The organism is Actinomadura formosensis NBRC 14204 (genome assembly GCF_001552155.1).
GTDB lineage: Bacteria > Actinomycetota > Actinomycetes > Streptosporangiales > Streptosporangiaceae > Spirillospora > Spirillospora formosensis.
The window spans coordinates 17,689-39,915 of the sequence record NZ_BCQQ01000008.1; the positions used below are offsets into that span (position 1 = coordinate 17,689).

General features: G+C 70.9%; 26 protein-coding genes and 1 tRNA gene. 13 read left to right on the top strand and 14 right to left on the bottom strand.

Translation table 11 applies throughout. The features are described from left to right. Window positions 1-8 precede the first annotated feature (8 nt). The gene (locus AF1_RS03280) at window positions 9-464 is read right to left on the bottom strand and encodes a MarR family winged helix-turn-helix transcriptional regulator (protein ID WP_067793493.1); all 456 of its coding nucleotides are present in this window, start codon (window positions 462-464) and stop codon (window positions 9-11) included. Between the two features lie 88 nt (window positions 465-552). Here AF1_RS03280 and AF1_RS03285 point away from each other — a divergent pair, with 88 nt between their 5' ends. Beyond that, window positions 553-945, top strand: coding sequence for a nuclear transport factor 2 family protein (locus AF1_RS03285; RefSeq protein WP_067793494.1), 393 nt, complete (start codon window positions 553-555; stop codon window positions 943-945). Further along, a complete protein-coding gene (locus AF1_RS03290; protein WP_131732380.1) occupies window positions 938-2,062 on the top strand; it encodes an epoxide hydrolase family protein in 1,125 nt (374 codons plus the stop codon). Before AF1_RS03285 ends, AF1_RS03290 begins: the two co-directional genes overlap by 8 nt. On the opposite strand, the gene AF1_RS03295 is transcribed toward AF1_RS03290, so the two are convergent. Further along, window positions 2,049-3,212 (bottom strand): 50S ribosomal protein L11 methyltransferase, encoded by a 1,164-nt coding sequence (locus tag AF1_RS03295; protein ID WP_067793496.1) that lies wholly within the window; start codon window positions 3,210-3,212, stop codon window positions 2,049-2,051. The two genes, AF1_RS03290 and AF1_RS03295, sit on opposite strands and share 14 nt — an antisense overlap. 42 nt (window positions 3,213-3,254) lie before the next feature. On the opposite strand from AF1_RS03295, the gene AF1_RS03300 reads away from it, so the two are divergent. Beyond that, complete coding sequence (locus AF1_RS03300; protein WP_255218771.1) at window positions 3,255-3,599, top strand: YrdB family protein; 345 nt, start codon at window positions 3,255-3,257, stop codon at window positions 3,597-3,599. Here the strand turns inward: AF1_RS03300 and AF1_RS03305 are convergent. From AF1_RS03305 to AF1_RS03325, 5 genes are read right to left on the bottom strand one after another with little or no spacing between them, the layout of a single operon-like run. After that, on the bottom strand, window positions 3,596-4,468 hold the full coding sequence (locus tag AF1_RS03305) for a helix-turn-helix transcriptional regulator (protein WP_067793498.1): 873 nt from the start codon (window positions 4,466-4,468) through the stop codon (window positions 3,596-3,598). The two genes, AF1_RS03300 and AF1_RS03305, sit on opposite strands and share 4 nt — an antisense overlap. A gap of 59 nt (window positions 4,469-4,527) precedes the next feature. Further along, entirely contained in the window at window positions 4,528-5,043 is a 516-nt protein-coding gene (locus AF1_RS03310; RefSeq protein WP_067793499.1) for an ATP-binding protein, read from the bottom strand. After that, window positions 5,027-6,532 carry a tripartite tricarboxylate transporter permease gene (locus AF1_RS03315; protein ID WP_067793500.1) on the bottom strand — a complete coding sequence of 502 codons (1,506 nt, stop codon included), beginning with the start codon at window positions 6,530-6,532 and terminating at the stop codon, window positions 5,027-5,029. The genes AF1_RS03310 and AF1_RS03315 overlap by 17 nt, the downstream gene beginning before the upstream one ends. Further along, complete coding sequence (locus AF1_RS03320) at window positions 6,532-7,080, bottom strand: tripartite tricarboxylate transporter TctB family protein (protein WP_067793501.1); 549 nt, start codon at window positions 7,078-7,080, stop codon at window positions 6,532-6,534. The genes AF1_RS03315 and AF1_RS03320 overlap by 1 nt, the downstream gene beginning before the upstream one ends. Further along, entirely contained in the window at window positions 7,077-7,943 is an 867-nt protein-coding gene (locus AF1_RS03325; RefSeq protein WP_242608603.1) for a Bug family tripartite tricarboxylate transporter substrate binding protein, read from the bottom strand. Before AF1_RS03325 ends, AF1_RS03320 begins: the two co-directional genes overlap by 4 nt. A 253-nt stretch (window positions 7,944-8,196) precedes the next feature. Here AF1_RS03325 and AF1_RS03330 point away from each other — a divergent pair, with 253 nt between their 5' ends. The 5 genes from AF1_RS03330 to AF1_RS03350 all read left to right on the top strand — a co-directional run bounded on the left by AF1_RS03330 (window position 8,197) and on the right by AF1_RS03350 (window position 13,165). Further along, window positions 8,197-9,801: a sensor histidine kinase gene (locus tag AF1_RS03330; protein WP_242608602.1), complete on the top strand. Its 1,605-nt coding sequence runs from the start codon at window positions 8,197-8,199 to the stop codon at window positions 9,799-9,801. Next, on the top strand, window positions 9,798-10,472 hold the full coding sequence (locus tag AF1_RS03335; protein WP_067793503.1) for a response regulator: 675 nt from the start codon (window positions 9,798-9,800) through the stop codon (window positions 10,470-10,472). Before AF1_RS03330 ends, AF1_RS03335 begins: the two co-directional genes overlap by 4 nt. 92 nt (window positions 10,473-10,564) lie before the next feature. Then, on the top strand, window positions 10,565-10,933 hold the full coding sequence (locus AF1_RS03340) for a VOC family protein (protein WP_306303150.1): 369 nt from the start codon (window positions 10,565-10,567) through the stop codon (window positions 10,931-10,933). 76 nt (window positions 10,934-11,009) lie between these two features. Beyond that, window positions 11,010-12,398, top strand: coding sequence for an MFS transporter (locus tag AF1_RS03345; RefSeq protein ID WP_067793505.1), 1,389 nt, complete (start codon window positions 11,010-11,012; stop codon window positions 12,396-12,398). 11 nt (window positions 12,399-12,409) lie between these two features. After that, window positions 12,410-13,165, top strand: coding sequence for an SDR family NAD(P)-dependent oxidoreductase (locus AF1_RS03350; protein WP_067793506.1), 756 nt, complete (start codon window positions 12,410-12,412; stop codon window positions 13,163-13,165). A 38-nt stretch (window positions 13,166-13,203) separates the two neighbouring features. Here the strand turns inward: AF1_RS03350 and AF1_RS03355 are convergent, their stop codons facing one another. Together AF1_RS03355 and AF1_RS03360 are read right to left on the bottom strand one after the other, a co-directional pair. Continuing rightward, complete coding sequence (locus tag AF1_RS03355; protein ID WP_067793507.1) at window positions 13,204-13,566, bottom strand: nuclear transport factor 2 family protein; 363 nt, start codon at window positions 13,564-13,566, stop codon at window positions 13,204-13,206. A 99-nt stretch (window positions 13,567-13,665) separates the two neighbouring features. Continuing rightward, complete coding sequence (locus tag AF1_RS03360; RefSeq protein ID WP_131732379.1) at window positions 13,666-14,724, bottom strand: hypothetical protein; 1,059 nt, start codon at window positions 14,722-14,724, stop codon at window positions 13,666-13,668. A gap of 105 nt (window positions 14,725-14,829) precedes the next feature. On the opposite strand from AF1_RS03360, the gene AF1_RS03365 reads away from it, so the two are divergent. From AF1_RS03365 to dnaN, 3 genes are all read left to right on the top strand, one after another. Continuing rightward, a complete protein-coding gene (locus tag AF1_RS03365; protein ID WP_067793509.1) occupies window positions 14,830-16,302 on the top strand; it encodes a DNA-3-methyladenine glycosylase 2 family protein in 1,473 nt (490 codons plus the stop codon). A gap of 8 nt (window positions 16,303-16,310) precedes the next feature. Beyond that, on the top strand, window positions 16,311-16,823 hold the full coding sequence (locus AF1_RS03370) for a methylated-DNA--[protein]-cysteine S-methyltransferase (protein ID WP_067793510.1): 513 nt from the start codon (window positions 16,311-16,313) through the stop codon (window positions 16,821-16,823). A 77-nt stretch (window positions 16,824-16,900) separates the two neighbouring features. Then, window positions 16,901-18,046 (top strand): DNA polymerase III subunit beta, encoded by a 1,146-nt coding sequence (gene dnaN / locus AF1_RS03375; RefSeq protein WP_067793554.1) that lies wholly within the window; start codon window positions 16,901-16,903, stop codon window positions 18,044-18,046. Between the two features lie 42 nt (window positions 18,047-18,088). On the opposite strand, the gene AF1_RS03380 is transcribed toward dnaN, so the two are convergent. After that, window positions 18,089-18,652 carry a helix-turn-helix domain-containing protein gene (locus AF1_RS03380; protein WP_067793511.1) on the bottom strand — a complete coding sequence of 188 codons (564 nt, stop codon included), beginning with the start codon at window positions 18,650-18,652 and terminating at the stop codon, window positions 18,089-18,091. A 255-nt stretch (window positions 18,653-18,907) separates the two neighbouring features. Between AF1_RS03380 and AF1_RS03385 the strand changes: the two genes are divergently transcribed. Beyond that, window positions 18,908-19,573, top strand: coding sequence for a B3/B4 domain-containing protein (locus tag AF1_RS03385; protein WP_067793512.1), 666 nt, complete (start codon window positions 18,908-18,910; stop codon window positions 19,571-19,573). Beyond that, entirely contained in the window at window positions 19,573-20,439 is an 867-nt protein-coding gene (locus AF1_RS03390; protein ID WP_067793513.1) for an EamA family transporter, read from the top strand. Before AF1_RS03385 ends, AF1_RS03390 begins: the two co-directional genes overlap by 1 nt. A 50-nt stretch (window positions 20,440-20,489) precedes the next feature. Here AF1_RS03390 and AF1_RS03395 read toward each other — a convergent pair. The 4 genes from AF1_RS03395 to AF1_RS03410 form a co-directional block, all read right to left on the bottom strand. Then, a tRNA-Ser gene (locus tag AF1_RS03395) sits at window positions 20,490-20,574 on the bottom strand. 10 nt (window positions 20,575-20,584) lie between these two features. Then, window positions 20,585-21,022 (bottom strand): tRNA adenosine(34) deaminase TadA, encoded by a 438-nt coding sequence (gene tadA / locus AF1_RS03400; protein ID WP_067793555.1) that lies wholly within the window; start codon window positions 21,020-21,022, stop codon window positions 20,585-20,587. A gap of 37 nt (window positions 21,023-21,059) precedes the next feature. After that, window positions 21,060-21,497, bottom strand: a complete 438-nt coding sequence (locus tag AF1_RS03405; protein WP_067793514.1) for a tRNA adenosine deaminase-associated protein — start codon at window positions 21,495-21,497, stop codon at window positions 21,060-21,062. Window positions 21,498-21,622: 125 nt separating this feature from the next. Then, window positions 21,623-22,108: a tRNA adenosine deaminase-associated protein gene (locus tag AF1_RS03410; RefSeq protein ID WP_067793515.1), complete on the bottom strand. Its 486-nt coding sequence runs from the start codon at window positions 22,106-22,108 to the stop codon at window positions 21,623-21,625. Between the last annotated feature and the right edge of the window lie 119 nt (window positions 22,109-22,227).

The window sequence follows — 22,227 nt, forward strand, 5'->3', positions numbered from 1 at the left end:
GGGTGTTTTTACCAGCTTTTCTCGTGGTGGTCGGCCAGGCGGGTCAGCAGGCCGATGAGCTGTTCGCGTTCCTCCGGTGAGAGGGGGGCGAGAAAGCCGTCCTGAATGCCGGCCAGGACCTTGTCCAGTTCCCGGAGATGGCGGGAGCCCTCCGCGGTGAGCGTGACGATGTTGCGCCGCCGGTCGGACGGGTCGGGGGAGCGGCCGATCAGCTCCTTGGCGGCGAGTTCGTTGAGGGCGGCGACGACGTCGCTGCGGTCGATGCCCGTGTGGCGGCCCAGGGCGGCCTGGCTGGACGGGCCGTACTCGTCGAGGGCGGCGAGCAGCCGGTAGTGGTACCCGCGGGCGCCCGCCGCGGCGAAACCGTCGGCGACCAGCCGGCGGCTGTGCGCGGACACCAGGTTGATCAGCCAGCTGGGGGCGCGCCGGAGTCGGCTGGGTGTCCGGGCGTCGGCCGTCATCATGCCGTCCAGTCTACGGGCTTGTTGGCCGGACCAACAATGACCTAGTGTTGGGGGAACCAATGTTGGTCATGCCAATGAATGGAGCGTGATGGACGACCGTCAACAGCTGTCCGTACTGGTCAGCCGGCTCGGGCTGTGGCTGGACGAGCAGAGTTCGGACACGAGCCTCTTCACCGAGGACGCGGAGGCGCACACCCTCGGCGGTGTCGCCAAGGGCGTCGGCGCCCTCGTCGAACAGGCGCGCCGCAACCACACGGTGCCGACCCAGCACTTCGTCACCAATCCGCTCATCGACGTGGACGGTGACCAGGCCGCGATCAGCGCGAACCTCCTTGTCGTGTTCGCGCACGAAACCGGGCCGCGTCTGCTGGGCGAGCGCTACGAACTCAGGGCCGTCCGGGCGCCGGACGGCTGGCGCCTATCGCGGGTTCAGGTCCGTCCGATCTGGGAGATGACACATGACCGGGATGCACATGTCTGAGATCGCGCCCTTCCGCCTGGACGTTCCCCAGGCCGACCTCGACGACCTCGCCGCCCGGCTGGACCGCACCCGCTGGCCGGACGAGCCGCCCGGCGCCGGCTGGGACTACGGAATCCCGCTCGCCCGCGTCAGGGAACTGGCCGCACGCTGGCGGACGGCCTACGACTGGCGGGCGCAGGAGGCGCGGATCAACGCGTTCCCGCAGTTCACGACGGAGATCGACGGGACGGAGGTCCATTTCGTCCATGTGCGGTCGCCGGAGCCCGACGCGCTGCCGCTGATCATCACCCATGGCTGGCCCAGCACGATCGCCGACTTCCTGGACGTGATCGGCCCGCTCACCGACCCCCGCGCGCACGGCGGCGACCCGGCGGACGCGTTCCACGTGGTGATCCCGTCGCTGCCCGGCTTCCCGCTGTCCGGCCCGGCGCGCGAGACCGGATGGGACGTGAACCGCATCGCACGCGCCTGGGCCACGCTGATGGAACGGCTCGGCTATGAACGGTACGGCGCGCAAGGCGGTGACTGGGGCTGGCCCATATCGAACGCGCTCGCCACCGTGGCCAAGGAACGGGTCGTAGGCGTCCACCTGAACTACATGGGGTCGCCTCTAGGAGATGACGACGGTCTCGCAGAAGACGATGTGGAGAGGCTCCGGGACCAGAAGGCTTATCTGGCCCACCCGGCCGGCTACTGGCAGATGCAGTCGACGCGTCCCCAGACCGTCGCGTACGGACTGACCGATTCCCCCGTCGGCCAGCTCGCCTGGCTCGCAGACAAGATCATTGAGTGGACCGACCCCGCGAGCGGCGTCGATGACGACCGCGTGCTCACGACCGTGACGCTCTACTGGCTCACCGGCACGGCCGGTTCCTCGTCCAGGCTGCACAGGGAGAATGCCGCGCGGGGCGGTCCTCCCGTTCCGTGTTCCGTTCCGCTGGGCGTGGCGGTGTTCGCGCACGATCTGGTCCGGCCGGTGAGGCGTCTCGTAGAGCGCGTGTACGACGTCGTCCACTGGACGGAGTTCGATCGTGGTGGCCACTTCCCCGCCGTTGAGGCACCGGACCCGCTCACCGATGACGTCCGTGCGTTCTTCCGGCGCGTTAGGGGGACGTGAGGTCGTCCGAAGAGGCGGGTGGGGTTCGTCTTAGGCGCCAGAGGGAGGTCGTTTCGGCGGAGCGGGCCGCGTAGAGGGGGTCGTCGGGGTCGGCGGCGCGGGGGTGGACCGGCTTGGTGTCGAGCTTGCCCACGACCCGCAGGGCGGACGATTCGATCATTGTGCGCAGGTCGGCGCGGGTGCGAAGGCCGAGGTGTTCGGCCAGGTCCGACAGGATCAGCCAGCCTTCACCGTCCGGTTCCAGATGATCGGCGAGGCCGTCGAGGAAGCCGCGGAGCATCCGTCCGCCCGGATCGTAGACGGCGTGTTCGAGAGGGGAACTCGGTTTGGCCGGCACCCAGGGCGGGTTGCACACGATGAGGTCGGCCCGTCCGCTGGGGAACAGGTCGGCCTGGACGACCTCTACCTGCTCCGCCATGTCCAGCCGGTTAATGTTCTCCCGGGCACAGGCAAGCGCGCGCGGGTCCAGGTCAGTGGCGACGACGCGCTCCACACCGCGACGGGCCAGGACCGCCGCCAGGACACCTGTGCCGGTTCCGATGTCGAACGCCGTCTTCGTCGGGGGAAGCGGCGCCTCGGCGACCAGGTCCACATACTCCCCTCGGACCGGCGAGAAGACCCCGTAATGCGGATGTATCCGGTCGCCGCCCAGGGCGGAGATGGGGACGCCCTTCTCACGCCACTCGTGGGCGCCGATCAGTCCGAGCAGTTCGCGCAGTGAGGTGACGTAGGGCTGGTCGTCCGGCCCATAGGCCTCCGTACAGGCGTCCTGGACGGCAGGTGCGCGGCGTAGCGGAATCACGTGCCCCGAGTCGAACGGTATGAGCAGCATGGCGAGCGTCCGCGCGCGCTGGGCCCGTGCCTGACGGTGAAGGTGGAAAGCCTGTACCTGGGAAGGCTCCGGCAGTTTGCGCTTCCGCCGGCGTGGCGGACGGTCGATCCTGCGCGCCATCGCCGTGAGGAGCTGCCGCGCGTTCTGGAAGTCGCCGCGCCACAGCAGCGCGGTGCCCTCGCAGGCCAGCCGGTAGGCGTCGGCCGCGCGGGTCTCGTCGTCGGCGATCACCACGCGGCGGGGCGGGGGCGCGCCGCTTTCCGACCGCCAGCGGGCACGATGGTCCCGGCCGTCCTCCCGCCAGGAGATCTCGTCCACACGGAGTACGGTATCGGCGTGCACCTACCTGGACCATTGCATGTGCTGAACGAGGGTCTCGCCTTTCTCCTGGAGGTCGTGGCCATCGTCGCGCTCGCGTGGTGGGGCTTCACGGCTGGTGGCAACATCGTCGCCAACATCGCCCTAGGAGTCGGTACGCCGGTTGTAGCGATGGTGCTGTGGGGCCTGTTCGCGGCACCGCGCGCACGGTTCAAGGTCGCGTTGCCGTTCGTCCTCCTGGTGAAGACCGTCGTGTTCGGTGCAGGTGCATTGGCCTTCCATGGGGTGGGGCATACGACGGTGGCGATCGTGTTCGCCGTGGTCGTCGTGCTCAACACCGCCCTGGCGACACTGGACCGCGAGGCACATTTCCACACGGCCGCTTAGGCGAGGTCCGCGCTGGAGAGATCCGCGCTGGAGAGGTGCGTGGACGTCTCGGCCAGTTTCCTCAGCGCCGCCTCAGAGGGCGATCCTGGTTCGGCCGCGTACAGCATCAGGCGGCTGAGGTCGGGGTCGCCGGGCAGGTGCAGGGTCTCGAACGGGAGGACGAGCCGGCCCACCTGCGGATGGTCGATGTGCGCCTCCCCATGCGTCAGGTCCGTGACGTGGTGGTCCGACCACATCCGACGGAACTCGGGGCTGCGCTCCCGCAGGCAGTCGATCAGGGTGCGCAGGCGCGGATCGTCCGGGTCCTGGCCGGAGCGGTACCGCAGGTAGGCGACGTTGCGGCGGGCCACGACCGGCCAGTTGCCGCCGAGCCGCGCCCGGTAGTCGCCGTTCAGGTGGATCTGGTGCGACCAGGTCCGCTCGTCCGCCGGGAGGTTCGCGAGGTCGACGAACACGGCGGCGGTGAGCCGGTTCCACGCGACGACGTCGGTGTGGTGGCCGACCACGTACGCGGGGGCGTGGGTGATCGAGTCGAGCAGGTGCTGGAGCGGGGCCCGCAGGCGCGGCGGTCCGGTGACGGGCGCCCGGCGCGGCGGGTGTGCGAGGCGGTGCAGGTGGGCGCGCTCGGCGCCGTCCAGCCGCAGGGCCCGCGCGATCGCGTCCAGGACCTCGGTGGACACCCCGTCGGCCGTCCCCTGTTCGAGCCGGATGTAGTAGGCGACGCTGACCCCGGCGAGCTGCGCGAGTTCCTCCCGCCGCAGCCCGGGGACGCGCCGCCGCGTTCCGTAGGACGGTACGCCGACGTCTTCGGGGCGCAGCCGCGCCCGCCGCGACCGCAGGAACTCGCCGAGTTCACGGTTGCGCGCCATACCGGCGAGGTTATCCGGCGGGACGGCGGTGAGAGCGGATCAGGGGCGGCGAGAGCGGATCAGGGCAGGTCCCACCAGGCCGAGACGATCTTTCCGCCCATGGGAGCGGGGCGGTACCCCCAGCCGGTGCACAGACCGGCGACCAGCAGCAGGCCGCGGCCGTGCTCGTCGATGTCGGCGAGGGCGTCCAGACTGGCGGGTTCGTCGTCGGTGAAGGCGGGGACGGGCAGGCGCTCGCTGCAGTCCCAGACCTCGCAGAACAGCCGGTGTCCGGCAAGCCGCAGCACCACGATGATGTCCACCGGGAGGAAGGGGGGCAGCGGGCCGGGCGGGGGCGCGGTGCGGCGCGCGACGTCCCGGTCGCCGACCGCCGTCACCGCGTTCGTGACCAGCTCGCTGACCACCAGTTCGCAGGCGTCGGTCAGCTCGTCCAGCCCCCACTTGCGCAGGTGCGCGGCAACGAACCGGCGGCCGGCCGATGGCGCGGCCGGTCCGGCGGCGAGCCGCTGCTCCACGCCCTGGTGGTGAGGGACGTGATGGTCGGTGGGCGAAACGTGTTCAGGGATCGGATTCATTCGATCCTCCCGTCGGTCGTAGCACTCGGCGAAGCAACGGCCAGATGATCAGGAGAAGGACCAGTCCGTAGACGGTCATCGAGAACGGAGTGTTCACCAGGCCGGAGAGATCGCCGTCGCTGATCTGCAGGGCGCGCCGGAGTTCCTGGTCGGCGCGCGGTCCGAGGATCACGCCGATGATCGCGGGGACCATGGGAAGGCCGTAGCGCCGCATCATCAGGCCGAGGCAGCCGAGCGCGAAGAGAATGAGCAGGTCGATGGTCGAACCGTTGACCGAGTAGGCGCCCAGGCTGGCGAAGGCCAGGATGCCCGCGTACAGGTAGGGGCGGGGAAGCCGCAGCAGCTTGGCCCAGGCGGGGGCCAGCGGCAGGTTGAGGGCCAGCAGCAGCGCGTTGCCGATGAAGAGGCTGGCGATCAGGCCCCACACGAGGTCGGGTTCCCGCTTCAGCAGCAGCGGGCCGGGCTGGATGCCGTACTGCTGGAAGGCGGCCAGCATGACCGCGGCCGTCGCCGTGGTGGGCAGGCCGAGGGCGAGCATCGGCATCAGCGTGCCCGCGGCCGAGGCGTTGTTGGCGGCCTCCGGTCCCGCGACCCCTTCGATGGCGCCGTGACCGAACTCCTCGGGCTTGCGGGAGAGCTTCTTCTCCGTGACATACGACAGGAACGTGGGGATCTCGGCGCCGCCCGCCGGGATGGCGCCGAACGGGAAGCCGAGCGCGGTGCCCCGCAGCCAGGGGCCCACGGAACGGCGCCAATCCTCCCGGCTCATCCAGGGCTGGCCGACCGGGATCATCTCCAGCGGGCTGCGGCGCAGATGGCTGGCCACCCACAGCGCCTCGCCCACCGCGAAGAGCCCCACGGCCACGACGACCACGTCGATGCCGTCGGCCAGCTGGGGGATGCCGAAGGTGAGCCGCTGCTCGCCGGTCGTGTGGTCGATTCCGACCAGGCCGACGGTGAGACCGAGCCCGAGCGAGGCCAGACCGCGGATGCGGGAGGCGCCGAGCACGGTGGTCGTCGCGACGAAGGCCAGCACGATGATCGCGAAGTGGTCCTGGGAGCCGATGCTCAGCGCCACGTCGACGATCTTCGGGGCGGCCAGGGCCAGCAGCGCGGTGGCGATGGCGCCGGCCACGAACGAGCCGATGGCGGCGGTGGCCAGGGCCTGTGCGGCGCGTCCCGAACGGGCCATCCGGTTGCCCTCGATGGCGGTGATCACCGAGGCGCTCTCGCCGGGCGTGTTGAGCAGGATGGACGTGGTGGAACCGCCGTACATGCCGCCGTAGTAGATGCCGGCGAACATGATGAACGCGCCCGTGGGGTCGAGGCCGTAGGTGAGAGGCAGCAGCAGCGCGACCGTCATCGCGGGGCCGATGCCGGGCAGCACCCCCACCGCGGTACCGACGATCACACCGATCAGGGCGTACAGCAGGTTGATCGGTGTCAGGGCGGTGGTGAAGCCACCGAGCAGATCACTCAGGGCCCCCATTACGGCAGGATCCCTTCCAGGATGCCGGCGGGCAGGCCCAGGCCCAGCCCCCGGTCGAAGGCGTAGAAGGTGGCCAGAGACAGGGCCAACGCCAGCAGCGGGTCGCGCACCAGATGCCGGCTGCCGAGCGCGAACGCCGAACCCCAGAACATCAGGGCGCCGGAGATGGGCCAGCCGGCCCGCTCGATGAGGGCGACGTTGGTCAGGAAGGAACCGGCGAGCAGCAGCACGGTCGGCCAGTCGCTGGGCCGCTCAAGGTCGATGTCCTCGCCGGTCTCGGCGCTGCCGCGTCCGCCGCGCACCACGTCGACGGCCAGCAGTACCGCCACGACCGCCAGCAGCGCCCCCACCAGCAGCGGGGTCGTCTTGGGGCCGACCGGGCCGCGCTGGGCCAGTTCGCTGTGCAGGTGGGCGGCGTCGATGAGGACGACCGCGGAGAGCCCGCCGAGGAACAGGGCCACTCCGAGCTCGGAGCGGCCCTGCAGCCGGTTCGTCCCGGTGCTGCCAGCCGTCTTACCTGGGGTCTCGCCGGCCGTTCTCTCTGTCATCCCAGCCCCAGGTCGTGGAGCACGGCGGCGGCCCGTTCGGTCTCCGACTTGAGGAAGGCGGCGTACTTCTCGTCGGTGAGGAAGGCGTCGGTCCAGCCGTTCTTGGCCAGCGCGTCCTGCCACTGCTTGGTGCCGTGCATATCGGTGATCAGCTTGAGCAGCGCCTTGCGGTCGGACTCACTGATCTCCGGCGGGGCGAGCATGCCGCGCCAGTTGGTGAACACCACGTTCACCCCCGACTCCTTGAGCGTGGGCGCGTCGATGCCCTTGATGCGCGTGCCGCCGGTGACGGCCAGCACCCGCACCGTTCCCGCCTCGATCTGGTCGGTGGTCTCCCCGGCGCCCGTCACTCCGAAGGCGATCTTCTTGCCGAGCAGGGCGCCCAGCAGTTCGCCGCCCCCGGCGTAGGTGACGTAGTTGACCTGCTTGGGCTCGATGCCGGCGGCCTTGGCGAGCAGCATGGTGGCCAGGTGGTCGGGTCCGCCCGGGCTGGAGCCGCCACCGCCCGGCATCTTGCCCGGGTCGGCCTTCCACGCGTTGAGCAGGTCTTGCAGGCTGTGGTAGGGGGACTTGTCGGGCACCACCACGACGTTGGGTTCCTCGATGAGCCGGGCCAGCGGCGTGGTCTCGCTCACCTTGGCCTTGGACTTGTTGGCGTAGGAGGCGCCCACCACTCCCAGGCCCATCTGCATGATGAGCTTGCCGTTGCCCTTCTCATTGACCAGGCGTGCCAGGCCGACGGTGCCACCGGCACCCGCCAGGTTGAAGACCTCGACATTGCGGGCGAGCTTGGCTTCCTCCATGACCTTGGCCGCGGTGCGCGCGGTCATGTCGTACCCGCCGCCGGGACCGGTGGGCACCATCACGCGGAGGTTGGTGACCGATTTGCCACCGGAAGCGTCGCCGCAGCCTGCCACGGTTAGCATCGCGGCCAGAGCGACCGCCAAACCTGCCCGGTAACGTCTGTTCATCACGATCCCGCCTCTCGACCAGGTTCAGACGATGTTCGGGCAATCTGCGCTTCAATGTCAGGCTTTGGGTCGTACTGATGGTTGTGGTCGTTGTGGTCATGAGAATTGTGTCTCCATCGAGACACTGTCCTGGCAGTATCGAAGCGTGAACTGGCCGTGGGCGCGTCGCCGGGTCTCGCTGGCCGGCCAGTTCCTCGCCCTGCAGCTGGCCATCGTTCTTGCGGTGTTGGTGGCGGTCGCCGCGGTTTCGTTGGCGCAGACGGAGGCCGGCTTCCGAAGGGACGAGGGACGCCGGGTACTCTCCATCGCCGAGACCGTGGCCGCCGTGCGGTCGGTCCGTCTCGGACTGACGGACCGTACCATGGAGCATGTGGTGGCGCCGGTCGCGGAGAGCACACGCAGTGTCTCCGGCGCCTCCTACGTGATCGTGGCACGGTCCGACGGCATCGTCGTCACCTCACCGGACCCTGGCCAGGTGGGCGAACCGCTGGATCTGCACGGCAGCCCCGTGCTCTCCGGCCGCTCCTGGGTGGAGGCGGTCGAGGAGGACGGCGGCAAGTACGTGGTGGGTTACGCGCCCGTGCTCGATGACCGCGGGCGGACCCTGGGCCTGGTGGCCGTGGGGCGCGCCTATCCGACGCTGCTGGCCAGCCTGTGGCGGGCCTCTCCGAACCTGCTCACCTATCTCGGCATGGCCAGCGCCCTCGGGGTGGCGGGCTCGCTGCTGCTCTCCCGCAGGGTCAAGCGGCAGACCCTGGGCCTGGAACCCACGGAGATCACGGGCCTGGTGGAGCACCGCGAGGCGATGCTCCACGGCATCCGTGAAGGCGTGATCGGCCTTGGCCTCCAGCACCGGATCACGCTCGTCAACGACGAGGCGGTGCGCCTGCTCGACCTGCCCCCGCAGTGCGTGGGCAAGAAGCTGGAGGAACTCGGCCTGGAAGAGCCGGTGTGCGAATCGCTCACCGACGCCTCGCCGGGGCGGGATCAGGTGGTGATGAGCGGCGACCGGGTGCTCATCCTGAATCGCATGCCGTTCTCGGCCCGCGGCCGTTCGCTCGGGTGGGTGACGACACTGCGCGACCGTACCGAGCTGACCGCGCTGCAGCGGGAACTGGACGTGACCAGGCACACCACCGACACGCTGCGCGCCCAGGCGCACGAGTTCAGCAACCAGCTCCACACCGTCGCCGGCCTCATCGAACTCGGCGAGCACGACGAGGCCGTGCAGTACGTGACGCGGCTGAGCAAGGCCCGCGCCCGGCTCAGCGCCGAGGTGGTCTCGCGGATCGCGGATTCCTCGCTGGCGGCCCTGCTCATCGCCAAATCCAGCCTGGCCGCCGAGCAGGGCGTACGGCTGCGGATCTCGCCGCGGACCCGGTTGCCGAAAGTGGACGAGATTCTCTCCGCGGATCTGGTGACCGTCGTCGGCAACCTGGTCGACAATGCGCTCGACGCACTCGGCGGGGTGTCGGACGGCTGGGTGGAGGTGGAGGTGACCGAAGACGCCGGGAAGCCCCGAAACGTGGTGGTGACCGTCCGAGACTGCGGCCCCGGTGTGGCGCCCGAGCTGACCCAGGAGGTGTTCCGCCGCGGCTTCAGCACCAAGGACGGCGCCGGCGAGCGCGGGCTCGGGCTCGCGCTGGCCCGGCTCGTCTGCCGGCGCCGCGGCGGTGACATCGCGGTGCGCAACGAGGACGGGGCCGTGTTCACCGCGCGGCTCCCCGTGGCGGACGGGACGGGGCCATGATCCGGGTGCTCATCGTCGACGACGACTTCATGGTCGCCAGGATCCACGCCGGATATGTGGCCCGCACACCGGGCTTCGCGGTGGCCGGCCAGGTCCACACCGGTACGGACGCGTTCCGCGCCGTGAGCCGGTTGCGGCCCGACCTGGTGCTGCTCGACATCTATCTGCCCGACATCAGCGGTCTCGACATGCTGCGGCGGCTGCGGGGGGAGGGCCCACCCGAAGTCGACGTGTTCGTCGTCACGGCCGCCCGGGACGTGGACACCGTCCGCCAGGCCATGCGCGGCGGGGTGGTCAACTACCTCATCAAGCCGTTCGACTACGCGACGCTGCGGGAGCGCCTGGAGCGGTATGCCGCGCTCCGCAAGGAACTCGCCGAGGTCTCCAGCGCCGGGCAGGCCGAGGTCGACCGGGCCTTCAGCGGAACCGCGTCCGGCCAGGTCAGCCGGCTCCCCAAGGGCCTCACCCAGGAGACCGCGGCCCTGGTGGAACAGGCGCTGCGGGAAGCACACCCCGACCTGTCGGCGTCCGAGTGCGCCGCGTGCGTGGGCCTGGCCCGGGTGAGCGCCCGCCGCTATCTCGAATACTTCGTGTCCTCTGGCCGGGCCGAGGTACGGCTGCGCTACGGCGCGGCGGGCCGCCCCGAGCGCAGGTACCGCTGGCGCTCCTGAGCGCCGATGGTCTCGCCCCGGCGGCGAACGGCGGCCGCCGAGCCCCGCCGAAGGTGCGACACTCGGAGATCATGACGAGTAGGTTCACTGAATTGACCATCGACTGCCGCGACCCGGAGCGGCTCGCGGAGTTCTGGTGCGCGGCACTGGGCTTCACAGTGATCGACAGAACCCGGGACAAGGTCGAGATCGGCTCGTGGGAGCCGACCGTCGCAGAGGTCAGAGCGCGCCAGATGCCGCCCACGATCCAGTTCATCCGGGTACCGGAGGGGAAGACGGTCAAGAACCGGCTCCACCTCGACCTCAGCCCGATCGACTGCGGAACGGACGAGGAAGTCGCCCGCCTTGTCGAACTGGGTGCCGGCAAGGCGGACGTGGGCCAGTCCCCGGATCGCACCTGGGAGGTCCTGGCCGATCCGGAGGGCAACGAGTTCTGCGTCCTGCGGAGCCTCGCCCCGTGACCTGAGCCTGCCACTGACGGTGGTACGAACGGCCGGGGGCTGGGTAGCCGCGCCCTACGGCGCGAGGGTCGTCGGCATGACCGCACTCACCACCGCTGTCTCCGCCCCCTCCGGGCGGATGTCGTCACGGCACAAGCTGGTATTGACCCTTCTGCTCGGCGCGCAGTTCATGCTCGCCATCGACTTCTCCATCCTGAACGTGGCGTTGCCGGTCGTCGGCAGGGGACTGGGCTTCGGCCTGGACCAGCTGCAATGGATCGCCACGGCGTTCGCCCTTCCCGCCGCCGGTTTCACGCTCCTGTTCGGTCGCGTGGCCGATCTGTTCGGGCGGCGCCGGATGCTGCTCGCGGGCATGGTCCTCCTGGCCGGCGGGTCCCTGATCGGCGGGCTGGCCACGGCGCCGGCGCCGCTGCTGACCGGACGGGTCCTGCAGGGGCTGGCCACGGCGATCGCGACCCCGGCCGCTCTGTCGCTGCTCACCACGTCCTTCCCCGAGGGGCCGCTGCGGACGCGGGCGCTCGGGCTCAGCGGCGCGCTGATGTCCGCCGGGTTCACCGTCGGCGCGATCCTCGGCGGGCTGCTCACCGATCTGCTGAGCTGGCGCTGGGCCTTCCTGGTCAACGTGCCGTTCGCGGTGTTCATCCTCGCGGTCACGCCCGCGGTGATCACCGAGAGCCGGGCACGGGACGGGGCGAAGCTGGACGTTCCGGGCGCGGTGACGGTCACCGGCGGCCTCCTCGCCCTCGTGTACGGGATCACCTCGGCCGGTTCGCGGGGCTGGACGTTCCCGCCCGCGCTCGGTGCGCTCGCGGCCGCGGCGGCGCTGCTCGTGGCGTTCGTCCTGGTCGAGCGGCGTTCACCGGCGCCGCTCGCGCCGCTGCGCGTGCTGACCCGCCGGACCGTCACCTGGGGCAACGTGGGCGGCTTCGTGGCGTTCGCCACCGAAACATCACTGGTGTTCCTGATGACGATTTACCTCCAGAAGGTCCTGGACTTCTCGCCGCTGGCCACCGGCCTCGCGCTCGGCGTCCTCGGCGCCGGGACGTTCGCCGGCGGGGTGGCCGCGCCCCGGATCATGGGGCGGCTCGGCGGCCGGGCGACGCTCGTCTGCGGGCTCGTCCTGCAGGCCGCCGCGACGACCGCGCTGCTCGGCCTGGGGGAGCGGCGTGACGGGCTCGGCCTGCTGCTCGCCGCCACCGCGATCGGGGGGTTCGGGAACCTGGTCGCGATCGTCGCTTTCATGGGGACCGCGACGTCCGGGCTGCCGGACGGCGAGCAGGGACTCGCGACCGGCCTCGCCACCATGACGCAGCAGGTCGCCATCACGCTCGGCATCCCCGTGATGAGCGCCGTGGCCACCGCGAACACGTCCGTCCTTGGCGGCGTCCACACCGCGACCGCGGTGAACGTCGCAATCGCCCTCGCCGGCGCGGTCCTCGTCGGGTCGTTCCTGCGCCGCTCCTGAAGGGAACCGACATGGATCTCGGACTCGACGGCAGGGTCTACATCGTCACCGGCGCGTCCGCCGGCATCGGCGAGGCGACCGCCCGGCTGCTCACCGGCGAAGGCGCCCACGTCGTCGGCGTGGCGCGCTTCTCCCCCGACGTGGCCGCCGACCTCACCGACCCGGCCGCCGCGCAACGCGTCGTTGACGTCGCCCTAGAGCGTCATGGGCGGCTGGACGGCCTTGTCAACAACGCGGGTGCGCTGCACTCAAGGATCGGATTCCTCGACGTCACCGACGACCAGTGGCACGCCACGTTCGAGTTGAACTTCCACGCGGCGGTGCGCATGGCCCGCGCCGTGCTGCCCGCCCTGATCGACCAGGGGGCGGGGAGCATGGTGCACGTCTCCAGCGAAGCCGGGCGGCTCCCCGACACGCCACTGGTCGACTATGCGGCGTCCAAGACGGCCTTGTTGTCGGTGTCCAAGACGCTGGCGGGGGAGTTCGGCCGTTGTGGCATCCGCTCCAACGTCGTTACGCCCGGCCCTACACGGACTCGGCTGTGGGACGAGCCCGGTGGGTTCGCGGACCAGTTGGCCGCTCTCTACGGCCTTCCCGTCGAGGACGCCATAGAGCGGTTCGTCCGTGAGGAGCGACGCCTCCCCGTCGGACGGCTGGGTGCGCCGCAGGACGTCGCACGGGTCATCGCCTACCTGCTGTCCCCCATGGCCGCCCAGGTCACGGGCGCCGAATGGACGGTGGACGGCGGCGCGCTACGGCAGTTGTGATCGCGGCGTGCCGGGCGCCCGGCACGCCGCGCTCCGCCTCAGCCGGGCACCTTGTCGAGGAAGCCGTGGACGCGGTCGAAGCGTCCGTCGTCGCCGAAGACCGCGACGTCGAAGCCGGCGGCGATCGCCTCGCCGCCCTCGGGGCCGAGTTCCCAGGTGAAGCGGGCCACGTTGTGGTGGGCGTCCACGGCGCCCGCCGCGCGGAACACCAGGCCGGGGAACTGCCGCTGCGCGGCGCCGACGAACGCGTCGATCGCGTCCCGCCCTTCGGCCACGCCGAGCGGGTCGACGTAGACGGGGTTCTCCGTCCACAGTTCGTCGATCGCGGCGCGCCGGGCGGCCGGGTCCGTCTCGTTCCAGATGGCCAGGTACCGCTCGACCCGCTGCTGAACGTCGCCCATTTCATGACTCCCGTCTGATCGTCCGGGCCTGTTCTCCCGGTGCCCCCTACGCTGCCAACCCGCCGACGGAAGATCGATTACCTGAGACGTCAAGCCCGCTCACCCGAGCACGACCCGGCCGGCGGCGGTGCGGGCGAGACGCTCGGCGATCGCGGCCGCCTCGTCCGTGGAGTCCCGGCCCTTCAAACGAGGCGTGTAGACGAGCCAGATGACGACATTGCCCTTACGCGCGGAGACCTGGACCTGCTTCACGCGGGTCGCGTCCTGATAGGTGGACGCGACGATCACCGCCTCATCTCCGACGTTCGGCAGCGGCCGGGCGTCCTTGTCCTCGGGCGTGGGCCCGCCGGGGCCTTCGCGGAACCTTTCCTCGGCCTGTTCGATGCCGCCGTCCTGACCGGTCCTGTATTCGTACAGCCGGTACTCAAGCCTCAGCGAGATGGCGCCGAAGTGGCACACGGGGTTGCCGTCGAACGGAAAACGTGCCGGTGTGCTCTTCGGAAGCATCTGGTTCGCGGTGGGCGCGAGTACGCGACAGGGATCGGGGAGGGCGTGCGCCTCCTTGCGGCCCGGCCACGCCTGATGGTGCCAGATCGGATCGAACGTGACGAAGACCAGCGTCCACGTCGTCAGGATCGCCAGATGCGCGAAGGCGTACCGCCATGTCAGCAGGGAACGCCCGCGGGTCACCGCGATTCCCGAGCGCCGGGACAGGTCGGCGACGGCGGCCTCGAACCCCGGGTCCCGGCGCAGGCGCAGCCGGATCGGTGCCCCCAAGGTGACCGAGGTGGCGGGACTTACGGCCACCACCGCCTCCGTCCACAGCCGGCGGCGCCGTTCGAGCGCATTGATGCCGTCCCAGGCCAGGTAGACCTGGCTGACCGAATCCCGGTGGTGGTTGTGCAGCCCGTCCGGACCAAGTTTCACACTGCCCGCGAGGAAGGGCAGCGTCGCGCCAATGGCTGACAGCCCCATGAAGCCGAGGCACAGGGCCGGGATGAAGGCTTGGATCCAGAATGCGTACACCGTGGCCACGATGAGGAGGGCACCTGTAGCGGCCTGCGCATAGGCGAGGTACCGGAGCGTGCGCGGTGGCCTCAGCACCACCTCGCCGGACTCGGAAGCCGTTAAGGCAGGGGTGCTGGGCTGGTGCTCCATGATTCCTCCTTGCACATGGTTGGTGTGGGGGACGATCGTAGTGCGGCCAGCGATGATGTCGTTTTCTGGCTAGTGGGTTGTGTTCCCGTCGGTGATGCTGGAGGCATGCACGAGGACGTGGAGAGGTGTGTGCGGGCCGTCCAGTCGAAGGACGCGCGCTTCGACGGATGGTTCTTCACCGGGGTCGTGACCACCGGGATCTACTGCCGCCCAAGCTGCCCGGTGGTACCGCCCAAGCCGGAGAACATGCGCTTCTACCCGAGTGCTGCCGCCGCCCAGCAGGCGGGCTTCCGGGCCTGCAAGAGGTGCCGGCCTGACACGTCCCCTGGCTCGCCCGAGTGGAACCACAGGGCGGACGTCGTCGCACGGGCGATGCGCCTCATCGCGGACGGTGTCGTTGACCGTGAGGGTGTGCCAGGTCTCGCCGGACGTCTTGGCTACAGCACCCGCCAGATCGAACGTCAGCTCAATGCTGAACTGGGTGCCGGGCCACTTGCTCTGGCGCGGGCTCAGCGTGCTCAGACGGCACGGCTCCTCATCGAAACGACTTCCCTTCCGATGGGGGACGTCGCGTTCGCGGCGGGCTTCACCAGTATCCGCGCCTTCAACAACAACGTCCGCGAGGTGTTCGCGCTCACCCCGACCGCTCTGCGCGACCGTGCCGCCAAGGGCCACGCACCGGCCGGGTCGGGGGCGCTGTCGCTGCGGTTGCCCTTCCGTGCGCCGCTCTGCCCGGACAACCTCTTCGGCCATCTCGCGGCCACCGCCGTCCCCGGCGTCGAAGAATGGCGGGACGGTGCGTTCCGGCGCACCATGCGCCTGCCTCACGGGCATGGCATCGCGGCCCTCAGCCCGCAGCCCGATTACGTCGCCTGCACGCTCAGCCTCAGCGACCTGCGCGACCTCACCATCGCGATCAGCCGCTGCCGCTGGATGCTCGACCTGGACGCCGATCCCGTCGCCGTGGACGACCTGCTCCGCACCGACCCGGTTCTGGCCCCGCTGGTCGACAAGGCCCCCGGGCGACGCGTCCCCCGCACTGTGGACGCCCCTGAGTTCGCCGTACGGGCCGTCCTGGGGCAGCAGGTTTCGACGGCTGCGGCCCGCACCCACGCGGGACGCCTGGTCACCGCCTATGGCGACCCCATAGACGACCCAGGGGGCGGGCTGACGCACCTCTTCCCCACCCCGGCCGCGTTGGCCGGCCTTGCCCCGGAGGCACTCGCGTTCCCGAAAGCTCGCCGCACCACCCTCACGACCCTTGTCGACGCGCTTGCGAGTGACGAGATCGACCTGGGCGTAGGGAGCGACTGGGATGAGGCCCGCGCGCGCTTGTCCGCCCTACCGGGCTTCGGCCCATGGACCGTCGAGACCATCGCGATGCGTGCTCTCGGAGACCCGGACGCGTTCATCCCCGGCGACCTGGGAATCCGGGCCGCCGCCAGGAGCCTCGACCTTCCGGCCACTCCCGTGGCCCTCACCCGGCGTGCCGCCCAATGGCGCCCTTGGCGCGCCTACGCCGTCCAGTACCTGTGGGCCACGGGCGACCACCCCATCAACCTGCTTCCTGCACACTGAGGAACCTCATGCCTGCACACGTCGTCCTGGACAGCCCCGTCGGCCCCCTCACTCTGGTGGCCACAGACGGCGCCCTGTCCGGGCTTTACATGGAGAAGCAGCGGCACCTTCCGTCCGAAGAGACCTTCGGTGCGCCAGGTGACCCCGGCGACGAACCCTTCGCGACCGTCGCCGCCCAACTCACCGCGTACTTCGCCGGTGAACTGACCGAATTCGACGTGTCGCTCGCCCTCCACGGGACGCCTTTCCAAAAGCGCGTCTGGGCGGCACTCCAGGAGATCCCCTACGGGGAGACCACTACATACGGCGAACTCGCCGTCGAGATCGGCAAACCGTCCGCGTCCCGTGCGGTCGGCCTCGCCAACGGACGCAACCCGGTCGGCGTCATCGTCCCCTGCCACCGCGTCATCGGCTCCACCGGCTCCCTCACCGGCTACGGCGGCGGCCTCGACCGCAAGCGCTACCTCCTCGGATTCGAACGCGGGATCCGCGGCGGAGACGGCGGGGCGACCCTCTTCTGACCCGTGTCCGGCTCGTTTGTCAGAGGTCCCGGCTAACGTGCCCTACGTAGACGTTCACCGTGGGAAGGCTGATCGAGGTGGAGTTCCGAGTCGACCGGCAGACGCTCGCCGACGCCGTCGCGTGGGCGGCGCGGACCCTGCCGTCCCGTCCCGCCCTCCCCATCCTCGCGGGCATGCTCATCGAGGTCACCGGCGAAGGTGAACTGACCCTGGCCGGGTTCGACTACGAGGTCTCCGCGCAGGCCCGGGAGGACGCCGACGTCACCGAACCGGGGCGTGTGCTCGTCCCCGGGCGGCTGCTGTCGGACATCGTCCGCAATCTCCCCGCGCAGCCGGTGGAGGTCTTCACGAAGGGCTCCGAGGTGGTCGTCCGCTGCGGCCCCGCCGAGTTCGGCCTGCTGACGATGCCCGTCGAGGACTACCCCACCCTCCCCGAGCCGCCCGCCCGCGCGGGCACCGTCCCCGGCGACGTGTTCGCCACCGCGGTCGCCCAGGTCACGCCCGCCGCCGGACGCGACGACACGCTGCCCATGCTCACCGGCGTCCGGATCGACATCGAGGGCGACACGATGTGGCTGGCCTGCACCGACCGCTACCGCATCGCCGCCCGCGAGCTGACCTGGTCGCCCGCCGACCCCGGCTTCACCGCCGGCGTCGTCGTCCCCGCCCGCACCCTCGCCGACACCGCCAAGTCGATCAAACGCGGCGCCGGCGTCGAGATCGGCCTCGCCGGCAGGGCCGACACCCTCATCGGCGTCTCCGGCGGCGGTCGCAGCATGACCAGCCGCCTCCTGGACGACCAGTACATCAACTACAGGTCCCGCCTCACCGGCACCTGGTCGTCGGTCGCCGAGATCCCCGTCGCCCCGTTCGTCGAGGCGATCAAGCGCGCCGCCCTCGTCACCGAGCGCGGCACCCCGATCCGCCTGGCCCTCACCGCGGGCGAGGTCCGCATCCGCGCCGCCACCGGTGACTCCGCCCGCGCCAACGAAGCGCTTGCGGTGAGCCTCACCGGCGATGACGTCGATATCGCGTTCGCCCCCCAGTACCTCCTGGACGGCCTGGCCGGCATCGACACCGAATACGCCCGCCTCGAATGCGCGGGCCCCACCAAACCCGCCCTCCTCACCGCCATCCCCGACCGGAAGGACGATGAGGAGCCCCCGCCCGAAACCGACACCGGCTACCGCTACCTGGCCATGCCCGTCCGCCTGACCTCCTGACCCACCGCGCCCGCCCGCCGGCCACGGACGGCGAGGGGACGGCTAGAGATCCAGGACGGCCAGGACGAAGCGGACCTCGCCCTCGCCCGCGTTGCCGTACGAATGGGGGCGGTCGCCGACGAAGACCGCGGCGGCCCCCTCCTCGACCAGGTCCGTCCGGCCGTCCACAACGAGGGTCAGCGTGCCCTGCTCCACATAGACGATCTCCTTGGTGCCCGGCACATGCGCGTCGCTCTCCCGCGTCTCGCCGGGCTGGAGCACCCAGCGCCACAGCTCCAGCGACGGCCGCGGGTCGCTGCCGGCCAGCAGCGTCCCCGTCCCGCCGCGCTCGCCCTCCCACAGGACGACGTGCCGCTCGGGCCGGAACATCCGCACCGGCGGCTCCTCCTCCACCTGCACGAGCCGCGTCAACGGGACGCCGAGCGCGTCCGAGATCCGGATGAGCGTCCCCAGGTTCGGGTTGCCGCGCCCCTGCTCCAGCCCCACCAGGACGCCCTTGCTCACCCCGGCGCGCCCGGCCAGCTCGTCCAGGCTCCAGCTGTGCCCGGCCCGCAACGCCCGGACGGTCCGCGCCACGGCCTCCCCGATCGCCTCCTGCCCGCTCATCGTCCTCCAGCATCTGTCGGCGTCGCGCGCCCGCCAGGGCCGGCGCGGGCGGCCGCCGCATCACCCGATCCGCTATGCGATCAGTGTCCCGCAACCCCGCCGGTGCCCCGTCCCCCCGTCCACAACCCCCAGGTCGTGGCCGGCTCACATCCCGCCGAGCCGTCGGTCTCGGAGCGGGAAACGGCTTGGTCCGCACCGCTGGCGGTCGGTATAATGCTACGGGCGTTTCATTAAAGTGACCGTATGGAGGGTCGGATGTTGGAGCGGGTTGTCGTGGACGAGGCCGTCCGGGAGTTGCGTCCCGACTTCGCCGTGCTCGTCATGAGCGCCGAGGGACTGGTGAACGGGCCCGGCGATCAGGTGTCGGAGGGCTGGCTGGCCGAGGCCGCCGGGAAGGCCGACCCCGGTGATCCGCATGTGGAGGCCTGGCGTGCGGCCTACCGGGCGTTCGGCGCCAAGCCGCAGCGGACCCGGCCCTCGGTGGACGCGCTGCTGCGGCGTGCCGAGGCGCTCCCGTCCATCAACAAGGTCGTGGACGCCTACAACGCGGTCAGCGTCGAGTATGCGCTGCCGATCGGCGGTGAGGACCTCGATGCCTATCAGGGGGCGGCGCGGCTGGTCAGGGCCGCGGGAGACGAGCCCTTCGACGTGATCGCGGGCGGGGAGCCCGCCGTCGAGCACCCGGACGCCGGCGAGGTCGTCTGGCGGGACGACCGGGGGGTCACCTGCCGGCGCTGGAACTGGCGGCAGTGCGTCCGGACGCGGCTGACGCAGCGCACGAAGAACGGCCTCTTCCTGCTCGAACGCCTTGAGCCGTACCCCATCGAGCGGCTGCGCGAGGCGGGCGACCGGCTGGCGGAGCGGCTCCGCGTGATCGCGCCGGACGTCCGGGTCGAGACCCGCCTGATCGGCGGGCGGTGATGGTCACCGTCCTGGCGCTCGGCGCCGCCCTCGCCTATGGCACCGCCGACTTCCTCGGCGGCGCCGTGGCCCGCAAGTCGACCGCGTTGAAGGCCCTGACCTGGTGTGTCCCGGTGGGGCTCGCGGTCGTCCTGGTGGCGGCGCTGCTCGGCGGCGGGAACGCCGCTCCCGGGCCGATGGCCTGGGGGCTCCTGGGGGGCATGACCGGTGGGGCCGGGCTGATCGCGTTCTACCGGGCGCTCGCCCGCGGGCCGATGAGCGTGGTGGCGCCGGTGTCCGCGCTGGCCGCGGCGGTGCTGCCGGTGGCGGTGGGCATCGCGCGAGGCGAACGGCTGAACGCCTCCGTCCTCGCCGGCGTGCTGCTGTGCCTCGTCGCGATCGGGCTGGTCAGCATGGAGGCCGGAGACGGCGGGAAGGCCGCGTCCGGCCGGCGGCCGGTGGATTCGGGCCCGCTCATGGCCGGGGTGTCCGGTGCCTGCTTCGGTGTCTTCTTCGTTCTGCTGAAGGCGGCGGGGAACGGCGCCGGGCTCTGGCCGGTCGTCGGCGCTCGCGTCGGCACCCTGTTCATCGTGGCCGTGGCGCTGCTGTTCATGGTGGCCCGCGGCCGCGACCTGGGCCCGCGGATGTCCGGACGGGCGCTGATCGGGCTGGCGCTCCTGTCCGGCGGCCTGGACGCGGGCGCGAACGTCCTGTACTTCCTCGCGGTCCACGGCGGCATGCTCAGCCTGGCCGCCGTCCTCACGTCCCTCTACCCGGCGATCACCGTCCTGCTGGCGAGGGTCGCCTACAGTGAGCGCCTGCGCGTCATCCAGCGCGTGGGCATGGCCGTCGCCGTCGCCGGCGTGGCATTGGTCACGGTCGGCTGACATGAGCGAAGGCCGCCGCCCCGGTTGCGGGACGGCGGCCTTCGCGCCTGCGGTGGTGGTGGGATTCGAACCCACGGAAGCTTGCACTTCACACGCTTTCGAGGCGTGCGCCCTCGTCCACTAGGCGACACCACCGCGGGAGAGCCTACCCGACTCTGCGGCGGGTGAAGAACTCGATAAGCGGGGCGGCGCACTCGTCGGCCAGTACCTCGGCGATCACTTCGGGCCGGTGGTTGAGCCGCCGGTCCCGGACGACGTCCCACAGCGACCCCACGGCACCCGCCTTCGGGTCGGCCGCCCCGTAGACGACGCGGTCCAGCCGGGCCTGGACGGCCGCGCCCGCGCACATCGTGCAGGGCTCCAGCGTGACGACCAGCGTGCAGCCCGCCAGCCGCCACGACCCGAGGGACGCCGCCGCCTCCCGCATCGCGATGATCTCCGCGTGCCCGGTCGGGTCGGCGGAGCGCTCGCGGTCGTTGTGCCCGGTGCCGATGATCTCGCCGGACGCGTCCAGCACGACCGCGCCGACCGGAACCTCCCCGCTCTCGGCCGCCTTCCGCGCCTCGTCCAGGGCCCGACGCATCGCCGGCACGAACCCCGCGACGACCGGATCCCCCGGGTCAGTCACGGAGGCGGTCGAATTCTTCGCCGAAGCCGGCCTGTTCGGCGATGGTGAGGAGGGCGTCGCCGGGGATGGCGCGTTCGCCGAGGTCGGTGAGCTGGTCGGCGGCGAGGCCGAGGTCTTCGAGGAGGGCCGGGTCACCGCCGGACTCGCCGTCGGGGACCTCGCCGACGAGCTGCTGGAGCAGCGAGCCGAGCCCGTCCTGGCGGACGGTGGACACGTAGGCGCGCGGCTCGTCCGTCCCGTCCAGCCGGACGATCGCGAACCAGTCGTCGTCCTGCTCGACCATCAGCACCACGGGGTCGCCGTAGGACTCGACGGCGGCCTCCCGCATCAGGTCGGCGACATCGTCGACGTGGTCCGCCTCGGCGAGGGCGGCCTCGGCACCGACCCAGCCTTGCGGGGTCCGCGCGAACACGGCGGCGAAGTAGGACACGTGCTCATTGTGACCCACGGGGTTGCCAGGGTCACACCCCTTTGTGCGGGCGGAATCCGCCCCCGGCTCCCCGGCGGCGGCCGTGCATGAACTTCGGTTCTGTCCGGTGGGGGACGGGCCTGCGCCTAGGGGACGGCGTCGAGGGCGCGTTCGAAGGCGGGGGCGAAGCCGATGCGGCCGGCGACGCTGAGGAGCATCTCGTCCGGGTAGAGCTCCAGGTCACCGGAGATCGCGCCGAGTTCCATCTCGTCAAGGCCCAGATCGGCGAAGATCGACATGTCGCCGACGGGCAGGACCTGGTCGAGTTCCTCGTCGTCCGGGACGGGGATGTCCAGATAGTCGAGGACCTGGCGGGCCAGCGGCCAGTCGACCGAGGCCGTGACGTCCGACAGGAACACCATGACCTCGTCGCCCAGCAGGCGGATCGCGACGAAGAAGTCGTCGCCGACCGAGACCAGCCCGACCGTGCCGCCGAGGCTCGGCTGCTGGCGCAGGGCATGGATCAGCCCCGCGAGGTCCTCGGTCAACGCCACCGGGAGGATCTCGGCCTCCCAGCTCTCGTCTTCCCGATACACCACGACGGCGAAGTCCGTCGCGTCCACATCCGTCATTTCCACCCCACCGGCGCGTCTCCTGCCAGGGAATGGTGGCAGATGCGGCGCCCGCTCGCGTGCCCCACCGCCAAACTCGGCACCGTACCCGGAGGTGAGGCCGGGAGTCGGCACCGTAT

Coding starts and splice junctions, on each gene's coding strand:
- AF1_RS03280 (WP_067793493.1), bottom strand. CDS start 464: ATGATGACGGCCGACGCCCGGACACCCAGCCGACTCCGGCGCGCCCCC.
- AF1_RS03285 (WP_067793494.1), top strand. CDS start 553: ATGGACGACCGTCAACAGCTGTCCGTACTGGTCAGCCGGCTCGGGCTG.
- AF1_RS03290 (WP_131732380.1), top strand. CDS start 938: ATGTCTGAGATCGCGCCCTTCCGCCTGGACGTTCCCCAGGCCGACCTC.
- AF1_RS03305 (WP_067793498.1), bottom strand. CDS start 4,468: ATGGCGCGCAACCGTGAACTCGGCGAGTTCCTGCGGTCGCGGCGGGCG.
- AF1_RS03310 (WP_067793499.1), bottom strand. CDS start 5,043: ATGAATCCGATCCCTGAACACGTTTCGCCCACCGACCATCACGTCCCT.
- AF1_RS03315 (WP_067793500.1), bottom strand. CDS start 6,532: ATGGGGGCCCTGAGTGATCTGCTCGGTGGCTTCACCACCGCCCTGACA.
- AF1_RS03320 (WP_067793501.1), bottom strand. CDS start 7,080: ATGACAGAGAGAACGGCCGGCGAGACCCCAGGTAAGACGGCTGGCAGC.
- AF1_RS03325 (WP_242608603.1), bottom strand. CDS start 7,943: ATGGTGCCCACCGGTCCCGGCGGCGGGTACGACATGACCGCGCGCACC.
- AF1_RS03335 (WP_067793503.1), top strand. CDS start 9,798: ATGATCCGGGTGCTCATCGTCGACGACGACTTCATGGTCGCCAGGATC.
- AF1_RS03345 (WP_067793505.1), top strand. CDS start 11,010: ATGACCGCACTCACCACCGCTGTCTCCGCCCCCTCCGGGCGGATGTCG.
- AF1_RS03350 (WP_067793506.1), top strand. CDS start 12,410: ATGGATCTCGGACTCGACGGCAGGGTCTACATCGTCACCGGCGCGTCC.
- AF1_RS03355 (WP_067793507.1), bottom strand. CDS start 13,566: ATGGGCGACGTTCAGCAGCGGGTCGAGCGGTACCTGGCCATCTGGAAC.
- AF1_RS03360 (WP_131732379.1), bottom strand. CDS start 14,724: ATGGAGCACCAGCCCAGCACCCCTGCCTTAACGGCTTCCGAGTCCGGC.
- AF1_RS03365 (WP_067793509.1), top strand. CDS start 14,830: ATGCACGAGGACGTGGAGAGGTGTGTGCGGGCCGTCCAGTCGAAGGAC.
- AF1_RS03370 (WP_067793510.1), top strand. CDS start 16,311: ATGCCTGCACACGTCGTCCTGGACAGCCCCGTCGGCCCCCTCACTCTG.
- AF1_RS03380 (WP_067793511.1), bottom strand. CDS start 18,652: ATGAGCGGGCAGGAGGCGATCGGGGAGGCCGTGGCGCGGACCGTCCGG.
- AF1_RS03385 (WP_067793512.1), top strand. CDS start 18,908: ATGTTGGAGCGGGTTGTCGTGGACGAGGCCGTCCGGGAGTTGCGTCCC.
- AF1_RS03390 (WP_067793513.1), top strand. CDS start 19,573: ATGGTCACCGTCCTGGCGCTCGGCGCCGCCCTCGCCTATGGCACCGCC.
- tadA (WP_067793555.1), bottom strand. CDS start 21,022: ATGCGTCGGGCCCTGGACGAGGCGCGGAAGGCGGCCGAGAGCGGGGAG.
- AF1_RS03410 (WP_067793515.1), bottom strand. CDS start 22,108: ATGACGGATGTGGACGCGACGGACTTCGCCGTCGTGGTGTATCGGGAA.